At 50.1% G+C, this 24,022-nt stretch carries 20 protein-coding genes and 1 pseudogene; 13 read left to right on the top strand and 8 right to left on the bottom strand.

Features of this window, described 5'->3' with window-relative positions; translation table 11 throughout:
• Nucleotides 1-147 precede the first annotated feature (147 nt).
• The 3 genes from TW89_RS00530 to TW89_RS00520 form a co-directional block, all read right to left on the bottom strand.
• Complete coding sequence (locus TW89_RS00530) at nt 148-816, bottom strand: PspA/IM30 family protein (protein ID WP_063076784.1); 669 nt, start codon at nt 814-816, stop codon at nt 148-150.
• 78 nt (nt 817-894) lie between these two features.
• Nucleotides 895-1,317 carry a toxin-antitoxin system protein gene (locus tag TW89_RS00525; RefSeq protein ID WP_128580202.1) on the bottom strand — a complete coding sequence of 141 codons (423 nt, stop codon included), beginning with the start codon at nt 1,315-1,317 and terminating at the stop codon, nt 895-897.
• Nucleotides 1,314-1,814: a hypothetical protein gene (locus TW89_RS00520; RefSeq protein ID WP_128580201.1), complete on the bottom strand. Its 501-nt coding sequence runs from the start codon at nt 1,812-1,814 to the stop codon at nt 1,314-1,316. Before TW89_RS00520 ends, TW89_RS00525 begins: the two co-directional genes overlap by 4 nt.
• 181 nt (nt 1,815-1,995) lie before the next feature.
• On the opposite strand from TW89_RS00520, the gene polA reads away from it, so the two are divergent.
• The 8 genes from polA to TW89_RS00480 all read left to right on the top strand — a co-directional run bounded on the left by polA (nt 1,996) and on the right by TW89_RS00480 (nt 12,922).
• Nucleotides 1,996-4,791, top strand: a complete 2,796-nt coding sequence (gene polA, locus TW89_RS00515; RefSeq protein WP_128580200.1) for a DNA polymerase I — start codon at nt 1,996-1,998, stop codon at nt 4,789-4,791.
• A gap of 10 nt (nt 4,792-4,801) precedes the next feature.
• Complete coding sequence (locus TW89_RS00510) at nt 4,802-6,295, top strand: hypothetical protein (RefSeq protein WP_128580199.1); 1,494 nt, start codon at nt 4,802-4,804, stop codon at nt 6,293-6,295.
• A 184-nt stretch (nt 6,296-6,479) separates the two neighbouring features.
• The gene (locus TW89_RS00505) at nt 6,480-6,887 is read left to right on the top strand and encodes a tetratricopeptide repeat protein (RefSeq protein ID WP_128580198.1); all 408 of its coding nucleotides are present in this window, start codon (nt 6,480-6,482) and stop codon (nt 6,885-6,887) included.
• A gap of 48 nt (nt 6,888-6,935) precedes the next feature.
• Nucleotides 6,936-7,448: a tetratricopeptide repeat protein gene (locus TW89_RS00500; protein ID WP_283114147.1), complete on the top strand. Its 513-nt coding sequence runs from the start codon at nt 6,936-6,938 to the stop codon at nt 7,446-7,448.
• Nucleotides 7,449-7,597: 149 nt separating this feature from the next.
• The gene (locus tag TW89_RS00495; RefSeq protein WP_128580196.1) at nt 7,598-8,083 is read left to right on the top strand and encodes a hypothetical protein; all 486 of its coding nucleotides are present in this window, start codon (nt 7,598-7,600) and stop codon (nt 8,081-8,083) included.
• 164 nt (nt 8,084-8,247) lie between these two features.
• The gene (locus TW89_RS00490) at nt 8,248-8,742 is read left to right on the top strand and encodes a GlcG/HbpS family heme-binding protein (RefSeq protein WP_128580195.1); all 495 of its coding nucleotides are present in this window, start codon (nt 8,248-8,250) and stop codon (nt 8,740-8,742) included.
• 236 nt (nt 8,743-8,978) lie between these two features.
• Entirely contained in the window at nt 8,979-12,269 is a 3,291-nt protein-coding gene (locus TW89_RS00485; protein WP_128580194.1) for a DUF2339 domain-containing protein, read from the top strand.
• 272 nt (nt 12,270-12,541) lie between these two features.
• Complete coding sequence (locus TW89_RS00480; protein ID WP_107860439.1) at nt 12,542-12,922, top strand: putative zinc-binding protein; 381 nt, start codon at nt 12,542-12,544, stop codon at nt 12,920-12,922.
• 142 nt (nt 12,923-13,064) lie between these two features.
• Here the strand turns inward: TW89_RS00480 and uvrD are convergent, their stop codons facing one another.
• Both uvrD and gap read right to left on the bottom strand, forming a co-directional pair.
• Entirely contained in the window at nt 13,065-15,272 is a 2,208-nt protein-coding gene (gene uvrD, locus TW89_RS00475; RefSeq protein WP_128580193.1) for a DNA helicase II, read from the bottom strand.
• 100 nt (nt 15,273-15,372) lie between these two features.
• Nucleotides 15,373-16,401, bottom strand: coding sequence for a type I glyceraldehyde-3-phosphate dehydrogenase (gene gap, locus TW89_RS00470; RefSeq protein ID WP_128580192.1), 1,029 nt, complete (start codon nt 16,399-16,401; stop codon nt 15,373-15,375).
• Between the two features lie 775 nt (nt 16,402-17,176).
• Here gap and TW89_RS00465 point away from each other — a divergent pair.
• The 3 genes from TW89_RS00465 to TW89_RS00455 all read left to right on the top strand — a co-directional run bounded on the left by TW89_RS00465 (nt 17,177) and on the right by TW89_RS00455 (nt 19,646).
• Nucleotides 17,177-18,712 (top strand): sodium-dependent transporter, encoded by a 1,536-nt coding sequence (locus tag TW89_RS00465; RefSeq protein ID WP_128580191.1) that lies wholly within the window; start codon nt 17,177-17,179, stop codon nt 18,710-18,712.
• Complete coding sequence (locus TW89_RS00460; protein ID WP_036472778.1) at nt 18,712-18,804, top strand: methionine/alanine import family NSS transporter small subunit; 93 nt, start codon at nt 18,712-18,714, stop codon at nt 18,802-18,804. The genes TW89_RS00465 and TW89_RS00460 overlap by 1 nt, the downstream gene beginning before the upstream one ends.
• A 308-nt stretch (nt 18,805-19,112) precedes the next feature.
• Entirely contained in the window at nt 19,113-19,646 is a 534-nt protein-coding gene (locus TW89_RS00455; protein WP_128580190.1) for a hypothetical protein, read from the top strand.
• 80 nt (nt 19,647-19,726) lie between these two features.
• Here TW89_RS00455 and TW89_RS00450 read toward each other — a convergent pair whose 3' ends face one another.
• Both TW89_RS00450 and TW89_RS00445 read right to left on the bottom strand, forming a co-directional pair.
• Entirely contained in the window at nt 19,727-20,422 is a 696-nt protein-coding gene (locus TW89_RS00450) for an LrgB family protein (RefSeq protein ID WP_128580189.1), read from the bottom strand.
• 15 nt (nt 20,423-20,437) lie between these two features.
• A complete protein-coding gene (locus TW89_RS00445; RefSeq protein ID WP_128580188.1) occupies nt 20,438-20,911 on the bottom strand; it encodes a CidA/LrgA family protein in 474 nt (157 codons plus the stop codon).
• 14 nt (nt 20,912-20,925) lie between these two features.
• Between TW89_RS00445 and TW89_RS00440 the strand changes: the two genes are divergently transcribed.
• Nucleotides 20,926-21,819: a LysR family transcriptional regulator gene (locus tag TW89_RS00440; RefSeq protein WP_128580187.1), complete on the top strand. Its 894-nt coding sequence runs from the start codon at nt 20,926-20,928 to the stop codon at nt 21,817-21,819.
• Nucleotides 21,820-22,063: 244 nt separating this feature from the next.
• Nucleotides 22,064-23,535: pseudogene (gene mgtE / locus TW89_RS00435) on the top strand (magnesium transporter).
• Between the two features lie 149 nt (nt 23,536-23,684).
• On the opposite strand, the gene TW89_RS00430 reads toward mgtE, so the two are convergent.
• Nucleotides 23,685-23,951 (bottom strand): SemiSWEET family transporter, encoded by a 267-nt coding sequence (locus TW89_RS00430; RefSeq protein ID WP_004518970.1) that lies wholly within the window; start codon nt 23,949-23,951, stop codon nt 23,685-23,687.
• Between the last annotated feature and the right edge of the window lie 71 nt (nt 23,952-24,022).

The raw sequence follows: 24,022 nt of genomic DNA, 5'->3' as shown, positions 1-24,022 counted from the left end.
ATATGGGTATTTTTATTAATTTGTCGTAACTGACAGGATTTTTCCCAATCCGGCATCTTTTTGTTATTGAGGTGTGTATGGTTTTCTTTTTTCAGACGGCCCCGTGAAGATAGAGGCCGTCTGAAACCGCGATTTTCTCAATATGGCTTATGATTTCGCTTTCAATGCCGCCAATCTTTCGGCAATGCGGTTGTTGCGGCTTAAGTCTTCCAGTTCTTTCAGTTTGGCCAACTGCGCCGCATCGGTGCTGCTGTGTACCGAGTTTTGGCGACCCATCACACGGTCGAAGGCATTGCCGCTTTTTTCGGCATCACGGGCAATGCGGTTGAGGTCGCTGCCGTTGCCACCGGCTGTTTTGCCTGTGCCCATGCTTTGCTGCGCGGCGCGCCAGTCTTGCAACTGCTGCTGCATCTCGCGTTTTTTTGCCTGCAGGGCGGCGATAAAGCCTTCGAGCTCTTTTTCTTGTGCGGCACAATCGGCAATGGTGTTTTCCAAGATGGGCAGACGCGCTTCGATGTCCATCTGTTCGGCGATACCCGCTTCGGCAAGGTCGTCGCGACCGGCATCCACGGCAGCTTGTAGGTTGGCATCGATGGCTTCGTGGCGGTTGCTCTCATCCGCCATTTTCTTGGCGGCAAGGTGTTTCTGCGCCAATACTTTGCCCAACTCAGCACGAACTTCATCTACTGCACGCTCAATTTCGCGGATGCTTTCGTTCATTACCGCTTCAGGCGCAAGGTTTTCCGCCGCATCAATCAGGGCATGAAAACCGCCGCTTACCAGACGGCCTACTCGGCGGGATAGGGTTTCGCTCATTTGGATTTTCCTTTCTATCTTTCTTTATGTTGATAAATGCATATAAGCTGCACACTTTGTTTTTCTGCTGGCCTTTTATTATTTCCAGCCATATACAATTAGCGTATCGGCCTGTATTTCAATTTCGTATTGTCCGTTTTGGTGGATGATTAAGAGTAATGTTTCATGGTCGATATTAGGTGGAAGTGTAACAATTATGTATTCGATTTCTGCAAGTTTTAACGGGCCGGCCATGCCGTCAGCCGTATAGCCACGCAGGTTTGTGCTATATGATTCGGAAGAACTGAGCGTGTCGGCATAAATTTCCAATTTCATCGAATATAAATATTCATCACCCAATATTTTGGCACGGGCTTCTACTACGCCAGTATATTCAGTAATTAGACGGAAGATTTTTGCCCACTTGCTGTTATTCATCAGGCCGTATTTACTGGCTTGGATGGTTGCAATACGCTTTTCGTACCTTCTCTGTCGTTCAGCCTGTTTACCGTTGTGCGTCATTCCTCACCTATCTGCTGCACAATCTTCGCCAGTTTCAAAGTGTTTTCAAGCTGTTGCAATATGCTGTCGTCGTATGCCGCGCCTTTACCGGTTACGGCGAGCTGCAAGATGCTGTCGGTCAGGCGGACGATGCGCCACATCAGTTCGCGTTCGTATTTTTTCAAATCGTCGAGGTCGGCTTCTTCGGGTAGGTCGGCGGCGAGTGTTGCGCCTAAGTCGGGAAGCTGTTCAAACAACCTCGCCACGATATGCGAATGCACTCCGGCCTGTTTTTCAGCGTGCAAGATTTCGTGTTTTGCCGCTTGGAAAAATTGCTCCTGCGCCGTCAGTGCGGAGCCGTAATTGCGTGTCTGCGTATGCGCCAAGCGCGCCAGTTTGAGCAATTCGCGGATTTTTTCAGACGGCGTATTCGCACCTTCGATTTTAAGTTCGGCAATAAAATCAGCATCTTCCTGAGTGATGCGCACGCTGATTGGGATACGGTTCGTTGCATTCATATTCGTTTGTTTTGGTTTGTATTCATTTGAATACAAATATACAAGATGGGATTCTGAGGCGCAATACCTGAAACCGTATATTTATGTAAACATCAGGCCGTCTGAAACCTGATTTTCGGTTTTCAGACGGCCTTTTCCTTTATAATCCGTACATTATTTTCATACACACAGCAGGTTCTCCATGTCCAACAAACCCACACTCCTTCTCGTTGACGGCTCTTCTTATCTTTATCGCGCCTATCATGCTATGGGGCAGAACTTGTCCGCGCCCGACGGTGCGCCGACAGGGGCGATGTATGGTGTGTTGAACATGCTGCGCCGGTTGCGGGCGGATTATGTGCACGACTATTGCGCGGTGGTGTTTGACGCGAAGGGCAAGAATTTCCGCCACGAGATGTTCCCCGACTATAAGGCGACGCGCCCGCCGATGCCGGACGATTTGCGCCCACAGGCGGAAGCCTTGCCGGATTTGGTGCGCCTGATGGGCTGGCCGGTATTGGTGATTCCGCAGGTGGAAGCGGACGACGTTATCGGCACTTTGGCTAAGATGGCTAGCGAAGCAGGGTGGAACGTGGTGGTGTCTACCGGCGATAAGGACATGGCGCAGTTTGTGAACGAGCGCGTGACGCTGGTGAACACGATGAGTGGCGAAACGCTGGATATTGAAGGCGTGAAAGAAAAATTCGGCGTGCGTCCCGACCAAATCCGCGATTATCTCGCGCTGATGGGCGACAAGGTGGACAATGTGCCGGGTGTGGAGAAGTGCGGCCCGAAAACGGCGGTGAAGTGGCTGGAAGCCTACGGCTCGCTGGCTGGTGTGATGGAACACGCTGCGGAAATCAAGGGCAAGGTCGGCGAAAACCTGCAAGCCGCGCTGCCCCAACTGCCGCTGTCGTATGATTTGGTGACGATTAAAACCGATGTGGACTTGCACACCGAGCTTTCAGACGGCCTCGAAAGCCTGCGCCGTACTACACCTAAATGGGCGCAGTTGGTTGTCGATTTCAAACGCTGGGGTTTCCGCACTTGGTTGAAAGAGGCAGAGAGCCGTATGCACGAAGCGCAAAACACAGATTTATTCGGCAGCGAGCATATCGGCGAACAGGCCGCATTGGCGATGGAAACACAGCCTGAAAAGCAACCTGAACTCGCTCCAGCCCCTGAAAAACTGGATTATCAAGCTATTACCACCGAAGCGCAGTTTGCCGCTTTGTTGGACAAACTGGCGCAGGCGGAAAAAATCGGCATCGATACGGAAACCACGTCCCTAGACGCGATGAACGCCTCGTTGGTCGGCATCAGCATCGCGTTCCAAGCAGGCGAAGCGGTTTACATCCCCGTAGGCCACAGCCTGACTGCTGCGCCCGAACAACTTGATTTGCAAGAAGTATTAGGCCGTCTGAAACCGCATTTGGAAAATCCTGCCCTGAAAAAAATCGGGCAAAACCTCAAATACGACCAACACGTTTTCGCCAACTACGACATCGCCCTGAACGGCATTGCCGGCGATTCCATGCTTGCTTCCTATATCATCGAGAGCCATCTCGGACACGGTTTGGACGAATTGTCTGAACGCTGGCTCGGCTTGGAAACCATTACCTACGAATCGCTGTGCGGCAAAGGCGCGAAGCAAATCAGTTTTGCTGACGTTGCCATCGGACAGGCAACTGAATACGCCGCCCAAGACGCAGATTTCGCCCTGCGCCTTGAAGCGCACCTGCGTGCGCAAATGGACGCCAAACAGCTTGAAATGTATGAAAAAATGGAGCTTCCCGTCGCGCAAGTATTATTTGAAATGGAACGCAACGGCGTACAAATCGACCGCGCCGAACTCGCCCGCCAAAGTGCGGAACTCGGCGCCGAGCTGATGAAGCTCGAACAAGAAGCCTATGCTGCCGCAGGCCAGCCGTTCAACCTCAACTCGCCCAAACAGCTTCAAGAAATCCTGTTCGACAAAATGGGCATCCCCACCAAAGGCCTGAAAAAAACCGCCAAAGGCGGTATTTCCACCAACGAAGCCGTGCTCGAACAGCTCGCGCCCGACTATCCATTGCCCAAAATCATCCTGCAAAACCGCAGCCTGGCGAAACTCAAATCCACCTACACCGACAAACTGCCCGAAATGATTTCCCCCAAAGACGGTCGTGTGCATACCACTTACGCCCAAGCCGTCGCCATTACCGGCCGCCTCGCCAGCAACAACCCCAACCTGCAAAACATCCCCATCCGCACCGCCGAAGGCCGCCGCGTGCGCCGCGCCTTCACCGCACCGCAAGGCAGCGTCATCGTTTCCGCCGACTATTCCCAAATCGAGCTGCGCATCATGGCGCACCTCTCCGGCGACAAAACCCTCATCGCCGCGTTCCAAAACGGCGAAGACGTACACCGCCGTACCGCCGCCGAAGTATTTGGCATCGTCCCCGAAAACGTCTCGTCCGAACAACGCCGCTACGCCAAAACCATCAACTTCGGCCTGATCTACGGCATGGGCCAATACGGCCTCGCCAAATCATTGGGCATCGACAACATCTCCGCCAAAAACTTTATCGACCGCTACTTCGCCCGCTATCCCGGCGTCGCCGAATATATGCAGCGCACCAAAGAACAAGCCGCCGCGCAAGGCTTTGTCGAAACCCTGTTCGGCCGCCGCCTCTACCTGCCCGACATCCACAACAAAAACGCCAACGCCCGCGCCGGAGCCGAACGCGCCGCCATCAACGCCCCCATGCAAGGCACCGCCTCCGACCTCATTAAACGCGCCATGATAGACGTGTCCCGCTGGCTGGCTTCAGATGACCTGAAGAGCAAGCTGATTATGCAGGTGCATGATGAATTGGTGTTGGAGGTACCCGAAGCCGAGCTGGATTTAGTCAAAGAAAAACTGCCGCAGATTATGGCGAAAGTGGACGAAGGGATGTTGAACGTGCCGCTGGTGGCAGAAGTGGGCGTGGGGATGAATTGGGAAGAGGCGCATTGAGGAAATGGGTATGTATTTTAATCGCTATGTTTTTGATTGTTATCTGCAAACTGATTCAGCAAGAGAAACTAAAAACTTCTTTGAAAATTTATCTGTATGGGTAAAAGAAGAAAAATGGAAGGAAATATACTCTTACTTATTTAAGCAGGGATATACACAGGAAAGCGAAGGTTATTGGATAGAAACTTTTGTCTTTATACAAGACCTATTAGCAAATTTTTCAGATTGGGAACGTGCTGAGAATCTCGAGCAGGCAATTGAAGAGTTTGAAGGATTTGTTGATTCTTTTCTTGCTGAAAGTGATAAAAAGGAATGTAGGGACAAATTGGCATGGTTAGATGGAATTTCATTGTTTTTGTATCTAAAAGACCCTGAACATTATATTCCGTATTTTTTTACTAACCGGTTTTTCTTGTTGGAAAGAGTTTTTCAGTCATTTGATATACCTTTACCAATGCCGCCAAGTAAACAGAAATACCGTGATCGTTTCCTTTACTATGGAAATTTATGCCGAGATATATACGAATTTCGGAAAAAATATTCATTAGACTATATAGAATTAAGTTGTTTTCTATATGATTTTTCGTTAAAAACCCTACCTGACTTTATCAATACCGATGAATTGCCTGATGCGATCAATATTTATATCAGCGGAGGAACCAAAGAGGATACGGATTTATTAAGGAAGAATGGGGAAAAATATCAAACTTTTTGGCAGGGAAATTCACAAACGAAAATAGGGGATATTATTTTATTGTATAGTTTGTCCCCGTATAGTGGATTGACGGCTATCTTCCGCGCGGTATCTCCTACCTACTATGATCCATTTAGTTACTATCCTGAACGAGTTTGGGTAGGCTTTCCCATAGTCATTCCAACGATTCATTTATCTGAATTGAAAAGTAACCCAGTTTGGAAAGAAAAAGGTTTGGTTAAAGCCAATATGCAAGGAGTGAATGGAAGGGAATGCACATCAGATGAATACAATGCAATCATAGAGATTTTAAAATCTAAAAACTTTGATGTTTCTATACTGCCAAAATTACCATTTTTAGACGAGCCTGATTTTGGCAATTTAAGTAATGAACGGGATGTAGAAATTACTTTACTTGAACCGTTGTTGAAACAATTAGGTTTTGATGAAGATGATTGGCTAAGGCAGATGACTTTAAGAATGGGGCGTAATGATCGTGTTTTTCCTGATTATGCCCTATTTGCAAATGATCGACGTGGAGAAGAGAATGCTCGATTTATTTGGGAAGCCAAATATCGTATTGCTAATGAAAGACAGTTAAAAGATGCCTTCCTGCAGGCAAAGTCTTATGCTTTGCGTTTGGGGTGTGATGGCTTTGGCTTGGTTGCGCTTGAAGGGGTATGGATTTCAACTCGGCAAGATGACTTTAAGTGGGAGCAATTGTATAAGTTTTCTTGGAGTGAATTGAAACAAAAAGAAAATTTTTCAAGATTGACAGGATTGGCAGATAAACGTGTATTGATTAAGTAGTTGTCGGTTGAATTCAAAACATATCCGAGGTCGTCTGAAAACCTTTCAAGGTTTTCAGACGATGTTATATTCAGCATTACTAGATTTTAAGAATTTGATTTAATGGCAACCCCATTTTAATGGGTGTAATTAAAAAATAGTTATGGTATCGAAAATAAAAAATGAATAAGACTGGGAATATAAGATGAAATTGTTACTCGCTTGTTTTTTAATAGCTATCGCGATTTTTCTTTTCAGGCTTATGAGGCGAAGTACGGCTAAGGAATATGCTCCTGTCGATACTCCTGATCCTATTCAAGCTATTACTCAGTTGGCAGAAGAAGGGAATGTCCATGCCCAATATAAATTAGCTGGGTTATGTTGTAATAAAGAGCCTAAAGATTATCGAAAGGCAGTGCATTGGTATATGAAGGCGGCAGAGCAGGGGCATCTTGATGCGCAATGCCTTTTGATAAAGGAGTATTCTAGTTTTTTGACTAACAGGGACTATGAGCAGTTGAAACAGTGGCTGTATGTGAAGGCAGAGGAGGGTATTGTTCAAGCCAAATTCTATTTGGGTGAGCTGTATTTCCAACTGTCAGATTATGAATAGGCATTGTATTGGTATCGTTTGGCTGGTAATCAGGGATATGGTCCTGCGATGTGCCGATTGGGTCAGATGTATGAGAATGGAATGGGTGTTGCGCAAGACTATAAACAGGCAGAAGAATGGTTTCTTAAAGGCGGGCCATATGGCGATGCTCAGTGGTATCTGTTGACGATGTATGAGCATATGGCAAATGAAGGAAATATAGAGGCTCAATATAAATTGGGTTTTCAGTATCGATACGGTGGAAGTGTAGATCAATGGGATCCTTCTTTTGGTATTGATTATAAACAGGCACTGTCTTTGTTTCGTAAATCGGCGGAACAAGGGCATGCCGATGCTCAGTTTCAATTGGCTCAGATGTACAATGATGGAGTAGGCGTAACGCAAAATGATGTGTTGGCGATTTATTGGTATCGTAAAGCGGCAGAGCAGGGAGTTGCATCGGCTCAGTTTCGTTTAGGCATTAAGTATAAACTTGGCCAAGGTTTTCAACAGGATGACACGCTGGCTCAAGAATGGTTTGAGAAGGCTTATAGCAACGGGTATCCTCGTGAGGAATCTTAAGTTTGAATAAGTAGTTGCTCAAGTAACCTGACAATAATATTAGGCCGTCTGAAAATCCCTAAATATTTTCAGACGGCCTTTTTCTATTTTTTCCATTTCCTGTATTATTCATATTGATTTAAACACTCTTTCTTGAAAGGTCAAAAATAATGTCGCTCACTTTAAAATCTGTTCTGACCGCCGGTTTGCTCCTTCTTGGATTCCAAGCTGCAGCCCAAGATATTCCGCAAGCGTTTCAAGGCAAATGGGCCGGGCGTTCTGAAGGGAAGGTATCGCCCAAACATATAAGGGCTTTATGTGCCATGGGTTATGATGAAAACGCTGCTATGGATAATGTCGATGTGTCGGAAGATAGTGGCTTTTATATTGAAATAGGTAAAAAATCAATTGAATTAAAGGGTTGGGAATGGGGTGCGAAATATATGAAACTGAATTATCGAATTTATTCGACCGATAAAATTGCAGGTACGGCACGCGTTCGGGATGAGCAGCCGGAGCTAGGTACGCAGATTTATAACGATAATTTTGAGTTTTCTTTAAACCGAGGCGTGCTGACGCAAAGATTCCGTGATTACTCGACGGATGGCTCAGGCAAAAAAGTTTGGCGGACGCGTACGCTGATGCGTTGTAAATAAGATTCGGTAAATTGTAGCCAGTCTACCAAACCTAAACCCAAAACCCATCCGAGGTTGTCTGAAAACTTGAAAATCAGGTTTTGAGACAACCTTTATTCTTCCTGCCGACAGGCATACAATCAAAAGTGCAGTACCTTTCATTGATTCAATATAAGGAGACAGTTATGCGCGGCATAAAATCAGTTGCATTGTTGTGTACTTTGGCATTGGGTGCGCCGGCGTTTTCGGCGGGTTTGACCAAAACGCTGCCGAGAGATTTGACGGCGGCTCAGGCGCAGGCGGTGGTGCAGGCTTCGATGAAAAAGGCGCGTGAAATCAAGGTGCCGATGAATATTGCGGTCATGGACGCGGGCGGTAATTTAAAGGCGTTTACGCGTATGGACGATGCGTTTATCGGCAGCATTGATATTGCGCAGAAAAAAGCGAAAACGGCACGCTATTTCAATATGTCCACCCGCGATTTGGGCAAGGCTTCGCAGCCGGGTGGCGAGCTTTACGGTATTGAGGTGACCAACGACGGTTTAGTGATTTTTCCCGGCGGTGTGCTGCTGGTGGATAAAAACGGCGTTATCGTCGGCAGCGTCGGCGTGAGCGGTGGCTCGGTCGATGAAGACGAAAGCGTCGCAAAAGCAGGTGCGACGGTATTATCGGGAAGGTAAGCCGTAGTTTGAAACAAGACCCAATGCGTTTCTTTTCATGATTTGCGTTGGGTTGTTGAAACAGGCAGAGGCCGTCTGAAAATCCCTAAATATTTTCAGACGGCCTTTTTCTATGCGGATTCTTTATATTCTATTCGCCGTATGCTTTTATTCTCGGCCTTTTGTCTCTTTTTTTCATGAATAATGGTGCCGGTGTTACAATCGGCATATTCTTATTGTTATCAAACAGGTGTTTTATGCAGTTTTTCGGCCTGCTTATTCCTATTATTATCGGCTATTTTGCTGATGAGATGTTCACCGGCATCATTATTGGGTCGTTGTTTTGGCTGGTTGCTTGGTCAATCGCCAAACAACGCCAAGAAGAGCGTTTGGCTGAATCTGCTACGGCAGGCGACAGGATGCAAAAGCTGGAGCAGGAAATCGAGCTGCTGAAACAGCGTTTGTCGGTGTTGGAGCATGAGGCTGTCCGTGATGAGGCGAAAGTAGGGCAGGGGCTTGAGGCTCGGCCTGTTGCCGATGTTCAGACGGCCTCTGAGCCGCTTCATGCTAAGGTTGAGCCTGAGGCGGAAGCTGCGCCTGTTAAGCAGAAAATCGAGGAAGCGTTTGCCCCTTCTTTTTCTATACCTATTGATCCTGTTTCTGCCAAGGCTTCTGCTTCGCCTAGGCCTGTTGTGGAATCGGAAGTTATCGAGGCGGTTGCTCCGGTTGCTGCTGAACAAGAAGAGCAGTCTAAGGAAGAGGCTGTTGGTGCTTCGATGCCGTCTGAAAATGGAGATGCGCCATCGCGTCAATTCGTTATCCATAAAGAACAGGCGGAATTCGGAGAGTACAAGTTTTCCGACAATCCGATTGTTGCTTGGTTTTTGCGCGGCAATCCGCTGCTGAAAACCGGTATTGTGGTGCTGTTCCTCGGCCTGGCGTTTTTGCTGCGCTATGCTTCCGAGCGGGTTCATGTGCCTGTCGAACTGCGTTATCTGACTGTGGCAGGCGCTGGTTTGGCGGCGGTGGTCGGCGGCTGGAAGCTGCAAAGCCGTAAGCGTGAATATGGCTTGGTGTTGCAGGGTTTCGGCGTGGCGGTGATGTATTTGACGGCGTTGGCGGCGTTGAAACTGCATCCGCTGTTGCCTGTGTCGGTCGTGTTCGGGCTGATGGTGGCGATGGTTGTGCTGATGGCGTGGCTGGCGGTAAGGCAGAATGCGCAGATTATGGCGCAGGTTGCTTTAATCGGCGGTATGGCCGCGCCTTTGCTGACTTCAGACGGCAGCGGCAATTATTTGGTGCTGTTTTCTTATCTTGCCCTGCTCAATGGCGGTGTGGCCGCGATTGCGTGGTTTAAGGCATGGCGTCCGCTGAACCTGACGGGCTTTGCCGCTACTTTTGCCATTGCCGCGCTGTGGGGCATGCGAAGTTATACGCCGGAACATTTCGCCACTACCGAGCCTTTCCTGATTTACCACTGGCTGCTCTATACCTTTATCGCTTATCTGTTTGCACGCCGTAAGCTGACGGAAAACAGCGAAGACAGCGTTACGCCGATTGCCGACAATGCGACTTTGGAAGAAATCGGCAAGAGTATTTATACACACGGCCTGCGCGTGCATGTCCTCGACCATACTTTATTGTTTGGTACGATGGCGGCGGCGTTTGGCCTGCAATACCGCATGGTGGAGCATTGGCCGTCTGCGGATGCGCTTTCCGCATTGGGTTTTGCCGCTGTGTACGGACTGGCCGCGCTGCTGCTGAAACGTCAGCAGGGTTTGTATATTTTGCGTCAGGCGTTTTTTGCGTTGGCGGTGTTGTTCCTCACGATTGCCGTTCCGCTTTATTTTGAACCGAGCAATACGGTTATCCTGTGGAGTGCAGAATCCGCACTGGTTTATTTCTTCGGTCTGCGCCAACAGCGTCCGCATATCCGTTTGGGTGCGCTGATGGTTTATCTCTTGGCGGCACTGATTCAGCTGGGCAATTATCAGGGCTTTGGTACTGATACCGTTCTGGAAGGGCAGTGGTTTACAACGGTTGTGGTGTTGCTTGGCGGAGCGGCGATTTACTTGCTGTGGTATTTCCCGCGTCGCGAAGGTTCGGCGCAATGGGAAAAATCCGTTCAGACGGCCGTGTTGTCTGCCACCTTGCTGTACATCTCTATTTTGCCTTTGCTCTTCTTAGCCGACCAAGGCAGCATTGTCGCTCTCTCCGCTTTGGCGGCGGCGTGGGCATTCTGCCGGCGCAAACATGAGCCGAATGTGTTTATCACATTTACCTTGGGTAATGTATTGTTCGCCCTGTTGCTGCAAAGCAGCATCATTTATGAATCCCAAGGCTTCCTGAGTCATCTGTACCTTATTGCTGCTACGCCTTTGCTTTTTGCGGCTGCCTACGCGCTGCAATATCCGCGTGTGCAGGTTGCAAGCGAAAAGCCGGAAGGAAACGAGGTTTACTTTGCGCAGGTTTCAGGCTGGATCATCCTGCTTACTGCGTTGGCAACAGGCAGCTACGCCCTCTATATGCAATGGACAGGCGAGGAAACCCTGTTTATCGAGTTGTGGATGTGGCCGATATTTGCCGGCTTGCTGCTGTTTGCCAAACGTTTGAAATGGGAAGAGCTGTTGCAGGCAAACTTGGCATTCCTGCCCGTGTTTGCCCTGCATTTCGTCTTCTACCATACCGAACACGCATGGACAGCCGCCGCAGCCTTGCCGCTTGTGGCCGCCACCGTGTTGAACTTCATTATTTTGAACAACTATCCGCACCATGATCTGATTTGGTTGCACAAACTCAATATCACGATACTCGGCGTACTTTGGACGCTTTGGACGGCGCTGTATGTCGGCGGCCTCCTCTCCGGCGTTTGGTCGCAGCTCTCATGGCTGGTTGTGCCTTTGGCGATGTGGATTGTTTTCCATACGCAGCGCCAACGCGAATTTTTCAGACGGCATCAAGCCATTTATCAGCATTTTGCTATGCCGTTGTGCGCCCTTGCCGCTGCCTGTTGGATGCTGTGGACCAATTTCTCCACGCCGTTTCAACCTTCGCCGTTGCCGTATATTCCCGTGCTCAATCCGGTGGAACTCGCCAGCGCCGGTATGCTTTGGTTTGCCCTGAAATCCCTGCCTGAAGCCTTACCGCCCGACCTTCGCCGTACCACGGCAACCACAGTTTCCGCCTTGGCATTTATGCTGATCAGCGCGGGCGTGATGCGCGTATGGCATTTTTATGACGGCATCACTTGGCGTCTCGACATCATGCTGCAATCCTTCGGCCTGCAAGCCAGCCTCTCCGTCGTTTGGGCAGTAACCGCCATCATCTTGATGGTACTCGGCAACCGCCGCAAACAGCGCTCCTACTGGATGACAGGCGCGACGCTGATGGGTATCGTGGTCGTCAAACTCTTCTTGATCGAGCTTTCCAATAGCGGCGGTATCGAGCGCATTGCCTCCTTCATCATCGTCGGCCTGTTGCTGCTTCTGGTCGGCTGGTTTGCACCCGTTCCGCCCAAAGCAGAGAATGATGGCGAACCTAAAGCCTAATCATTAATCTCAAATAAAAAGGCCGTCTGAAAAACCATTTAGTTTCAGACGGCCTTTATTTTTTTAGAAGGTACCATCTGCTTTGTTCTAGAATGTCTAATCGTATTGAGTTATGATGCCTTTTAATATTATATAAATGGATAAGCCGTAGGCTGTCTGAAAAAACGAAAACGGGTGCAACCCGAATATTCGCATACCACGCATGATGCGCCCGACAGACTGACCATGGGTGGACACATAAAGATAAAAACCGCTACCGAAGGAAATAGAAAATGCCTAACCGCAATGAGCTTCCCTTAATTTATTCTTGTTCCGGATGTTCCGATGTGGCGCAGCTGGCCAACAACACTGCCGTAGCGCTCGACCATGCCGGAGAATTTGAAATGTCGTGTATTTCCGGCGTGGGCGGCAAAGTCGCGCCGTTAGTGCGCAAAGCGCAGTCCGGACGGCCGATGTTGGTTATTGACGGCTGTCATTTGCATTGCGCCAAATCGTGTTTGGAAAATGTGGGCGTTGAAATCCCGGAAGGGCATCATGTAAAACTATACGAACTGGGCTACAAAAAACGCTTTGGCAAAAGCTATGACGAAGCTACGGTAGAAGAAGTTTATCAATATGTTTTGACGAAGAAGAAAGATACGTTCAACAGTTGAATGCCTTGATTTGCGATTGTGATTTAATATGAAGGTATGATTTAAAAGTGGTTTGAATGTAACAAAGGCCGTCTGAAAACGGATAGCAATTTTGAGCTAAAACGTTTTCAGACGGCCTTTATCATTCCAAGCCTTCTAATTTTTACATCTCTTCCAATTTCGCAAACTTGGTGTCCAGCTCTTTCACGCCCTGTTTGCCGAAGTTGATGGTCAGGCGGGCGGATTCGCCTTTGTCCACGGCATCGATGATGACGCCGGTGCCGAATTTGGCGTGGCGGACGTTTTGGCCGATGCGGAAGCCTGCGTAGGTTTGCGGCTGTTTGAAGTCGTCGAGGATTTTGTCCCGTTGTACGGCGGTTGGGCGTGTATTGCCGTAGCTGTCGTAGGCAGGTTTTTTGACGGACAGGTAGTGCAATACTTCGGGCGGGATTTCTTCGACGAAGCGGGAGACGATGCCGAATTGGGTTTGTCCGTGCAGCATGCGTTGTTGCGCCATGGTGATGTAGAGGCGTTTACGGGCGCGGGTGATGGCGACGTACATGAGGCGGCGTTCTTCTTCGAGGCCGCCGCGTTCGGCGAGGCTCATTTCGCTGGGGAAGCGGCCTTCTTCCATGCCGGTGAGGAAGACGGCGTTAAATTCCAAGCCTTTGGAGGCGTGGACGGTCATCAGTTGGACGGCTTTTTCGCCTGCGCCTGCTTGGTTTTCACCGGATTCGAGGGCGGCGTTGCTCAAGAAAGCGAGGATGGGGAAGGCGGGGTCGTCTGAAATGTTCTCAGGCAGGGTTTCAAAGTTGCTGTCTTCGGGTTTGAACTCGATGGCGGCGTTGACGAGTTCGTCGAGGTTGTCGAGGCGGTCTTGGTTGTCGCCTTTTTGGGTTCGGTAGTGTTCGGTCAGGCCGCTGTCTTTGAGGATGCCGACGATGATTTCGGACAGGGGCATTTGTCCGACTTGGTTGCGCAGGGCTTCAATCAGGCGGACGAAGGCGGCGATTTTGGTGGCTTTTGCGCCGGCATTGCAGGCTGCCTGCCAGAGGGTGATGCCTTGTTCGTTTGAGGCCGTCTGAAGGTTTTCGATGGTGCGTGCGCCGATGCCGCGCGGTGGGAAGTTAATCACACGCAAGAGGGCGTTGTCGTCGTCGGGATTGACGGCAAGGCGCAGGTAGGCGAGGGCGTGTTTGATTTCTTGGCGTTCGTAAAAGCGCAGGCCGCCGTAGATTTTGTAGGGAATGCCGCTGCGGAACAGGCTTTGTTCGATGACGCGCGATTGGGCGTTGCTGCGGTAGAGGACAGCAATTTCGTCCAAATCCCAGCCTTCGCGTTCGAGGGCTTTGGTTTCGTCCACAATGAATTGGGCTTCTTCGAGGTCGGTAAAGGCGGAGTAGTAGCGGATTTTGTCGCCTGCTTCAGCGTCGGTGCGCAGGTTTTTGCCGAGGCGTTCGTCGTTGTTTTCGATGACGGCGTTGGCGGCGGCGAGGATGTTGCCGACGGAGCGGTAGTTTTGTTCGAGTTTGACGGGCGTGTTGATGTGGAACTCTTCCATCAGCGCGGTCATGTTGCCGACGTTTGCGCCGCGGAATCGGTAAATGCTTTGGTCGTCGTCGCCGACGGCAAAGACGGCGGCATTGTTGCCGGCAATCAGTTTCAGCCATGCGTATTGCAGTTTGTTGGTGTCTTGAAACTCGTCGACCAGAATGTGGTTGAAGCGGTTTTGGTAGTGTTGGCGTAGGATTTCGTTGCTTTGCAACATTTCGTAGCTGCGCAGCATGAGTTCGGCAAAATCGACCACGCCTTCGCGTTGGCAGATTTTGTCGTATTCGGCGTAGCACTCAATCATGCGGCGCGTGTGCGGATCGGGCGCGCTCAAGACGGAAGCGCGCAAACCGGATTCTTTTTGCGCGTTGATAAAGCCTTGCAGCGAACGCGGCGCGATGATTTCTTCGGCGATGTTGAGGCTTTTGAGCAGGCGTTTGATCAGGGAAAGCTGGTCGCTGCTGTCGAGGATTTGGAAGGAAGAGGGCAGGCCGGCGTCGCGGTGGTGCAGGCGTAGAAAGCGGTGGCAGAGACCGTGGAACGTGCCGAGCCACATGGCGCGGACGTTGACGGGAATCATTGCGCCCAAACGGGTCTGCATTTCTTTGGCGGCTTTGTTGGTAAACGTTACTGCCATAATGCTGTGCACGCTGGCTTGTCCGCTTTGCAAAAGCCATGCGATACGCGTGGTCAGCACGCGCGTTTTGCCGCTGCCCGCGCCTGCCAAAACGAGGGCGGATTGCGGCGGCCAGGTTACGGCGGAGAGTTGTTCGGGGTTTAAGCCTTGCAGGAGGTTGGGGGCGGATTCGTTGGGAAACATGAAAAGGCCGTCTGAAAATAAATGGGAATGCGATATTTTAAAGGAAATACAAAAGGCCGTCTGAAAAGATGTTTCAGACGGCCTTTGCGTTGGAAGCCGATTAGAACGGACGTACTTCCAAACCGAACATACGGCGCGCGGTGTTCAGCATTTGGCAGCTGAAGCCCCACTCGTTGTCGTACCATGCGAACACTTTAACCATTTTGCCTTCGGTTACTTTGGTCAGCGTAGAGTCGAATGTGCTGGCTTGGGTGGTGTGGTTGAAGTCCATAGAAACCAGCGGCAGGGTGTTGTAACCCAAAACGCCTTTCAGACGGCCTTCTTCGGAAGCGGCTTTCATCAGCGCGTTGATTTCTGCGACAGAAGTCTCACGGCTTGCTTGGAAGCTCAGGTCAACTAGGGAAACGTTGACGGTCGGTACGCGGATGGCGAGGCCGTCGAGTTTGCCTTTCAGGGCAGGCAATACCAAGCCGACGGCTTTTGCCGCGCCGGTTTTGGTCGGAATCATGTTTTCCACGCCGCTACGCGCACGGCGCAGGTCTTTGTGGCGTACATCGGTTACGGTTTGGTCATTGGTCAGCGCGTGGATGGTGGTCATCACGCCGTTTACGATACCGATGTTTTCGTTCAACACTTTGGCCACAGGCGCCAGGCAGTTGGTGGTACAAGACGCGTTGGAGATAACGCTCATGTCGTCGGTAATCACGTCGTCGTTTACGCCGTAAACGATGGTTGCGTCAACGTCATCGCCGCCGGGAGCGGAAATCAGCACTTTTTTCGCGCCGCTTTCCAAGTGGATTTTGGCTTTCTCTTTGCTGGTGAACGCGCCGGTACATTCCATTACCAAGTCAACGCCCAATTCGCCCCATGGCAATTCGGCTGGGTTGCGGGTGGAGAAGTAAGGGATTTTTTTACCGTCGATGATGAGGTGTTTTTCATCATGGGAAACATCGGCGTCAAAGCGGCCGTGAACAGTGTCGAATTTGGTCAGGTGAGCATTGGTCTCGATGCTGCCGCTGGCATTGATGGCAACGATGTCGAGTTGGTCTTGCAGTTTGTAGTCAAAAATAGCGCGCACTACTTGGCGGCCGATGCGGCCGTAACCGTTGATGGCAACTTTGATACCCATGGCTTTTCCTCTTCTTTTGGGTTTGGGTTGTGGATTGAATGGCGGCAATTATAGCAAAAATGTAGTGCTGTGTAATTAATGTTTTATTGAAATTTTTTGGTTTGATTATTTTTAATTGTAGATGATTAGAGTAGAAATGCAGGTTTAAATTTAATGTTATTTTATATTTTTTGAAATTTTATTTTTTATTTATTCTATTTTTGGTGTTTTATGCTTGTTTTAAATCATGGTAATGAAGGGAACGGGAAAAGGCGGATTGTTTTTGTTTATATTAAACAGAATTTGCGTGTGGCTTTTGATTACAACATACAACAGTGGAATTTTCAGACGGCCCGGATTGGACGGAAGGAAAACAGGCCGTCTGAAACATTTTGATGACGGGGGATTTGAATGCGTTGGGTTGCCGCTTTTCCTTACGGGATAAGGGAAAGGCGGTTTGCGGCGAGGGCGGTTGTCAGTGGGAAGGGGAGGGAAAAACGGGGCTTGGGTGTTGCGTTTGGCTTGTATATAAAGAAGTGTATGAAGATTTTAGTCGTAGTGCATGAAGATTTTCCTTGCGATTTTAATGCAATACTGACTTGCCAACAGTGTTAAATTTTTTTACGATAAGGTCAGATTATGTTTGCATGGTCATAAGCGGTGCATTCTTTAAATACCGGATATTATCCTTGTCCGAATATCTATTTTAACCGGCCGGTTTGTCCGACCTGATTTCTAAATATATACGCGCAAGGCCGGGAGGCCTTGACGACACTCGATTTTTAAGAGGTTCATCGTGTCAAATTCTCAATCCAGCGAACGCGCGACGTTTAGCAGTCGCCGCGCCTTTATGTTTGCTGCCATCGGCTCGGCCGTGGGCTTAGGCAACATTTGGCGATTCCCTTACATCGCTTTCGACAACGGCGGCGGTGCTTTCGTCCTCCCTTATTTGGTTGCGCTGTTGACGGCAGGTATTCCGCTGTTGCTGCTCGACTACGCTATCGGCCACCGTTACCGCGGCTCGCCTCCTTTGGCTTTCCGCCGCCTCGGCCGTTTGTTTGAGCCGATGGGTTGGTGGAACTTCCTGACCAACGTCATCATCTGTATCTACTACGCCGTGATTGTCGGCTGGGCGGCAAGCTATGCCTATTATTCTTTGACTTCGGCATGGGGTGCGGATCCGCAGACCTTCTTCTTCAAAGACTTCCTGCAAATGGCCGATGCCAAAGACTTGGGTTTGGACTTTGTCGGTAAAGTGGCCGGCCCGCTGATTGCCGTTTGGGTGTTTACGCTGGCGATTATGGCTTTGGGCGTACAAAAAGGCGTAGCCGGTGCGTCCACATTCTTCATGCCTTTGTTGGTGGTGATGTTTGTCATCATGGTGGGCATTGCGCTGACTCTGCCGGGTGCGGCAAAAGGTTTGGACGCTTTGTTTACGCCTGACTGGAGCCGTTTGGCGGATCCAAAAGTCTGGGTAGCCGCATATGGCCAGATCTTCTTCTCGCTCTCCATCTGCTTCGGCATCATGATTACTTATTCTTCTTACCTGAAGAAAAAAACCGACTTGGGCGGCACAGGCTTGGTTGTCGGCTTTGCCAACAGCAGCTTTGAGTTGCTCGCCGGTATCGGCGTATTTGCTGCATTGGGCTTTATGGCTCAAGCCGCAGGCAAGGAAGTCAGCGAAGTGGCATCTAACGGTATCGGTTTGGCGTTTATCGCGTTCCCGACCATCATCAACCAAGCGCCGATGGGCGCGTTGATCGGCGTGTTGTTCTTCGGCTCGCTGGTGTTTGCCGGTGTGACTTCCATGATTTCCATCGTTGAAGTGATTGTGGCCGCAATTCAAGACAAAATGAACATCGGCCGTGTCAGCGCAACGCTGATTGCTGGCGTTCCCATGGCGATTATTTCCACCTTGCTGTTCGGTACGACCACCGGCCTGCCTGTGTTGGACGTATTGGACAAATTCATCAATACTTATGGCATTGTGGCTTCCGGTTTTGTTTACGTTTTGGCGATTGTCTTGTTGAACAAGCTGCCGGAACTGCGTAACCACTTGAACGCGCTGTCTTCCATCCGTGTCGGCAAAGTGTGGACCGCCAGCGTGGTGGTTACCGTCGCCATGCTCGGCTATATGCTTTATCAAGATACCGCCGGCCTCTTAAAAGAGAATTACAGCGGCTATCCTGACAGCTTCCTCAATATCTTCGGCTGGGGAATGGTAGGCGCCATCCTCGTATTGTCGGTCTTGCTGTCATTCTTGCCGTGGAAACACGGTCAGGGCTTCAATGTCAAAGACGAACATGAACACGAACGTGAAGGAGAAGAATAATGAGTACTTCAGCCATTATTATGATGCTTGTCGCATTGATCGTCATTTGGGGCGGATTCATCGTCTCCGTCCTGCGCCTGCCTAAAGAATAAGGCTTGAGCAAATGAAAGGGCCGTCTGAAACTTAAATTTCAGACGGTCTTTTTGCGACATGACGGGGAAAGTGGGAAAGAAGGATTCCCCTGATTGGTGGGGTAGTCTGGAAGTTTGATTATGTATTATTGATTATGATGTGTAAATTATATCTATTTGTTTTTAAAAGATTTTAGTCCGATTGTCGTTTTAATGAACCGTTGTTCCCTTTGGACCCTACCTGCTATTTTCTTTGTTTTAGAATAAAGGCTCTCATCGACCTGATGGGGTATTGGGTACAGCAACTGTTTATTTTTAAGGAGACTTCCGTGGCTAAAGTATATCAACCAGGTACAGAAATTGATTCTAAAGATTTTGTTTTCGGTCTCGATCCACGCGAGTGGAATGGCTTTTTTTCAAAAGGCATAGGGTCGGATAATGGCCATAATGAGCATGTCTTCCGTCTCGATCCGCGCGAGTGGAACGGCTTTTTTTCAAAAGGAGTAGAGTCCGATCATGGTCATAATGAGCATGTTTTCCGCCTCGATCCGCGCGAGTGGGACGGTACTTTTTCAGGAGAAGGCAAAGGTCCTAATGACGGTTATGATGATGACCATATCATCCGCCTTGATCCGCGTGAGTGGGAAGGTTTTGAGCCTGCACAACCGGCCGCGAAGCCGATATTGGAATCCAAAGCTTTCGATGGCGATGAACTTTTGAGCCGTGCCTTTGGTGAGGTTGATCCTCTTGATTCTTCTGTCGGTCTTTCCTCAGACAATGCGACCTATTCAAGCAATGGTACAGGTTCATCTGCGTTGGATACCATTCATGATTTAGCAGAGGCTTCTATTTTCAAACTGTAATCGTTCCATAATATAAAAGGCCGTCTGAAACCGATATGTGTTTCAGACGGCCTTTTTGTGTATGGTCATCGGGACGAAGCCTAACTCATCATCCAAATTACCAAATGCACCATGGTCGGGCCAAACAATACCATAAACAGTCCGGCCAGAATCATGGTCAGACTCGCCATGACGCCTTCAGTTTCGTGGCGTTGTCCGGCACGCGATGTGCCGAAGCCGTGGGCAGCATTGCCGAATGCTACACCGTTGGCGGTATGGAAACGGATGCGGGTAAAGGCCAAAAAAAGGTCGCCGAATATCATGCCGACAAAGCCGGTGATGATGGTGAACAGGGAAACGAGCGAGGCGGAGCCGTGGATTTCGCTGGCAAGGACGACGGCAAACGGGGTGGAGATGGAGCGCGCCATCAGGCTGTTGGTCACTTCGTTGTTGAAGTGGAACATATGGCTCATGAGGAATGCGCTGATTACGCCGACAAACATGCCCACCATAATGGCGATGGAGAGGATGGGCAGTTGGCGGCGGATGACTTCGCGGTTTTCATAAATGGGGACGGCAAAGGCAACGGTAACTGGAGTAAGCAGGAAGACGATGCCTTGGGTATATTTGTGGTAGGTGTCGTAATTGACGCCGAATGCCAGCAGCAGGAGGATGGTGCTGACGGAGACGGTAACGACGGGGGAGAAAATCATTAAGGGTTTTTTGCGGTGGATTTTTTTGGCAACGACATAGGCAAAGCAAGTCCAGATGAAGCAGGCGAGGGCGGTATAGTCCATTTTTATTCTCTATTTTTAGGAGTGGAGTTTTTTGTAGAGGCGGCGTTTCCAGCGGTAGCAGAAATCGAGGGTCAGGGCGGTGCTGATCATCACGAGCGCGGTGCCGACGGCGATGGTCAAAATCAGCTGCCAACCTTCGGACATCAGCAGGTCTTGATATTGCAAGACGGAAACCATGATGGGGATGAAGAAAAAGACGAGTTCGCCCAATGCCCATTTTGCGCCGTGGTCAACCATGCCCGGGCGGATGATGCCGAGCCCCAAAAGGGCGAGCATGAGGAACAAGCCCAATACGCCTGAAGAAACAGGCAGATGCGTGAAGCGGACGATAAGGTCGGAGACGCCCCATACTGCGCCGATGATGGCAAGCTGCAAGGCCGTCTGAAAAAATCTGGTGAGGGAATCCATGATATGGGTGTGTGTTGAATGAAAGGCTTGATTATAGAAACCTGGTTTCTGCATAATATGAATTATTAAACGAATAATCATGCCTTAGAGGAATAATGGACTTCAAAAGCCTGTATTGTTTTGCCGAACTCATCCGCCTGCAAAGTTTTTCGGCCACCGCTTCCGCGTTGAATTTGACGCAGCCGACGGTCAGCAAAATCATTCAGGCTTTGGAAGAAGAATTGGGCGTGCCGCTTTTGTGCAAAGAAAACGGACGCAAAAAGCGGCAGGTGCAGCCGACCGCAATCGGCGAAGAAGTCTATCGCCATGCGTTAAACCTTTTGCACGAACGCGATTTGCTGCTGGCCCGCATTGACGATTACCGCCATGTCAAAAGCGGGACGCTGCGTTTGGGTTTGGCCTTGTTCGGCAGCGATTTGCTCGGGCAGGCTTTGTTTGATTTCCACCACAAATGGCCGGACATCGAATTGTCGTTTTTGGAACAAGGCTCACTCGCCATCGAGCAATCCCTGCGCAACAACGAACTCGATGCCGGGCAGCTGCTCGCTCCGGTTCACGAAGACTTCGACAGCATCACGTTGTGCGACTATCCGCTGGTGGTCTTGATGCCGAAAAATCGGGCGAGACACGATGCGCTGACGCTCAAAAGCCTGCAACACGAGTCCTTCATTCTGTTTGGCGCAGGGTTTTCCCTCAATGAAACCATTCAGACGGCCTGCCGCAATCAAGGTTTTAAACCCAACGTTGTCTGCCGTACCGGACAATGGAATTTGGTCGCCGACATGGTGGCGCACAATATGGGCATTGCCTTGTTGCCCGAATACTATGCCCGAAAAATCAATCCCGATGTCTTTGCCGCCATTCCTTTGGTCGAACCCGAAATCCGCTGGCAGCTCACCATGGCATGGAAAAAACACCAACGTCCGACGCCGGCCTTAAGGGCTTGGTTGGACGTGGTCAGGGAAGCGTTTGGCAGGCGAAACAAATAAAATCAAATCATCAGGCCGTCTGAAAAAAAGGGTGTCGATATCACCCGATTTCAGACGGCCTTTCCCGTTAAAAATGGTAAAATGGCCTAAAAAAGAGTAGAATATGCACCGTTTACAACTCTGCGCCTCTCAGCAGGCTCGAATTATGGACCTTCCCAGTTCGCCTTTGAACTTCCCATCAGACACACAACAACAATAATCATCCCGCCGAAATGCCTTCCCGCGTCCGGCGGGCGGAGCATTTATGAGCATCGAACAAACCCCTCCGAATCTCGACAATACCCCCGACAATGATGTGGTAGAAGACCGCATTTCTGACGATCGCATCTCTGACGATATCGACCGCATCCACGCCTTATGCGAAATCCTCGAGCCGTCCTTTGAACAAATCGAAGCAGGCGTGCCGATTGAAGACGAAAGCCTGCGTGACAAGTTCACCGAGCTGACCGTCCTCTTGGCCGAGCTGCACCCTGCCGACGTGGCCGCCGTCTTGGAATCCCTGCCGCCGCGCGAGCGTAACATCGTCTGGCTTTTGGTCGCCCCGGAAGACGACGGCGAAGTATTGCTGGAAGTATCCGACGCCGTACGCGAAACGCTGATCGAGTCCATGGACAAAGACGAGCTGTTGGCCGCCGTCGATGATTTGGACGCAGACGAATTGGCAGAACTGGCAGACGACTTGCCGCACCAAGTGGTGTACGAAGCGCTGCAAACGCGTGATGAAGAAGAACGCGAGCAGGTCAAAGCGGCGATGTCTTACGAAGACAACCAAGTCGGCGCGATTATGGACTTTGAATTGGTCAGCATCCGCGCCGATGTGGCGTGTGAAGTCGTATTGCGCTACTTGCGCCGTTTCGACAGCCTGCCCGACCATACCGACAAGATTTTCGTGGTCGATGAAAACGACGTGTTGCAAGGCGTGCTGCCCATCCGCAAACTCTTGGTCGCCGACCCCGAAGACATGGTGGCGGACGTGATGGCCACCGATGTCGTGCGCTTCCGTCCCGAAGACGACGTGGAAGAAGCGGCACAGGCGTTTGAACGTTATGACTTGGTCACCGCGCCGGTTGTCGATGAAACAAAAAGCTGATCGGCAGGATCACCATTGACGAAATGGTGGACGTGATCCGTGAAGAATCCGAAGCCGACATGTTTAACATGGCCGGTTTGCAAGAAGAAGAGGACTTGTTCGCCCCGATTTGGGACTCGGTGAAAAACCGCTGGATGTGGCTTGCCATCAACCTGTGTACCGCCTTTATCGCCAGCCGCGTAATTGGCGCATTTGAAGGCAGTATCGAGAAAATCGTCGCACTGGCTGCGCTGATGCCCATCGTCGCCGGCATCGGCGGCAACTCCGGCAACCAAACCATCACCATGATCGTCCGCGCCATGGCAATGGGACAAATGACCAGTACGCAGGCAGGCCGCCTGCTGAAAAAAGAAGTCGGCGTCGCCCTCGTCAACGGCATTATTTGGGGCACGGTAATGGGCGTGATTTCATGGCTGCTCTACGGCAACATCGGCATCGGTTTGGTCATGGTGGCCGCGATGACCTTGAACCTTTTGCTGGCCGCGACCGTCGGCGTCCTCATTCCCGTCATGATGGACAAAGCCGGACGCGACCCGGCATTGGGCAGCTCGGTGCTGATTACCGCGGTTACCGACTCCGGCGGCTTCCTGATTTTCTTGGGATTAGCAACCATGTTCCTGTTGTAATAGGAAAAAAAAGACGTGTTCGATACGTCCTTTTCAAACCGTTTAAAAGGCCGTCTGAAATTTCAATTTTCAGACGGCCTTTGCTGTTTTTTAAAGCTTTACATCATGAGGGCGTTTAGTTTTGGGGCTGACGTAGATTAGCCCCTTGTTTAAAGCGAAGTCAGAAAAGTCAGAAATCCCAATATCACGCCGACTGCGTTGGGTATAATCAGAATCCAGTCTTTCCGGGGTTCTTTGCTCCAACCGTACAAAACCCAAATCAGACAGGATACTGCTGCAAACAGGGGTTGCCACGGCTGCGCCTTTGCCCCTTGCATATTGGCGATAATTTGGGGGATATAGGCGACAAATACGAAAATACCTATTGCCGCTCCTATGCTGCCGACAACGGTATTGAATTTTGCTTTGCTTATCATGCTGGTAAGTCTCCTTTTAATATGAAAATCGAGGCGGTAGATAATATGGGCAGGCTGACTCAGCCGAGGGA

Source organism: Neisseria flavescens (genome assembly GCF_001618065.1).
Taxonomy (GTDB): Bacteria; Pseudomonadota; Gammaproteobacteria; order Burkholderiales; family Neisseriaceae; genus Neisseria; species Neisseria flavescens_A.
The sequence above is the reverse complement of the archived record's forward strand: the minus strand, read 5'-3'. Positions and strand labels throughout refer to the sequence as shown.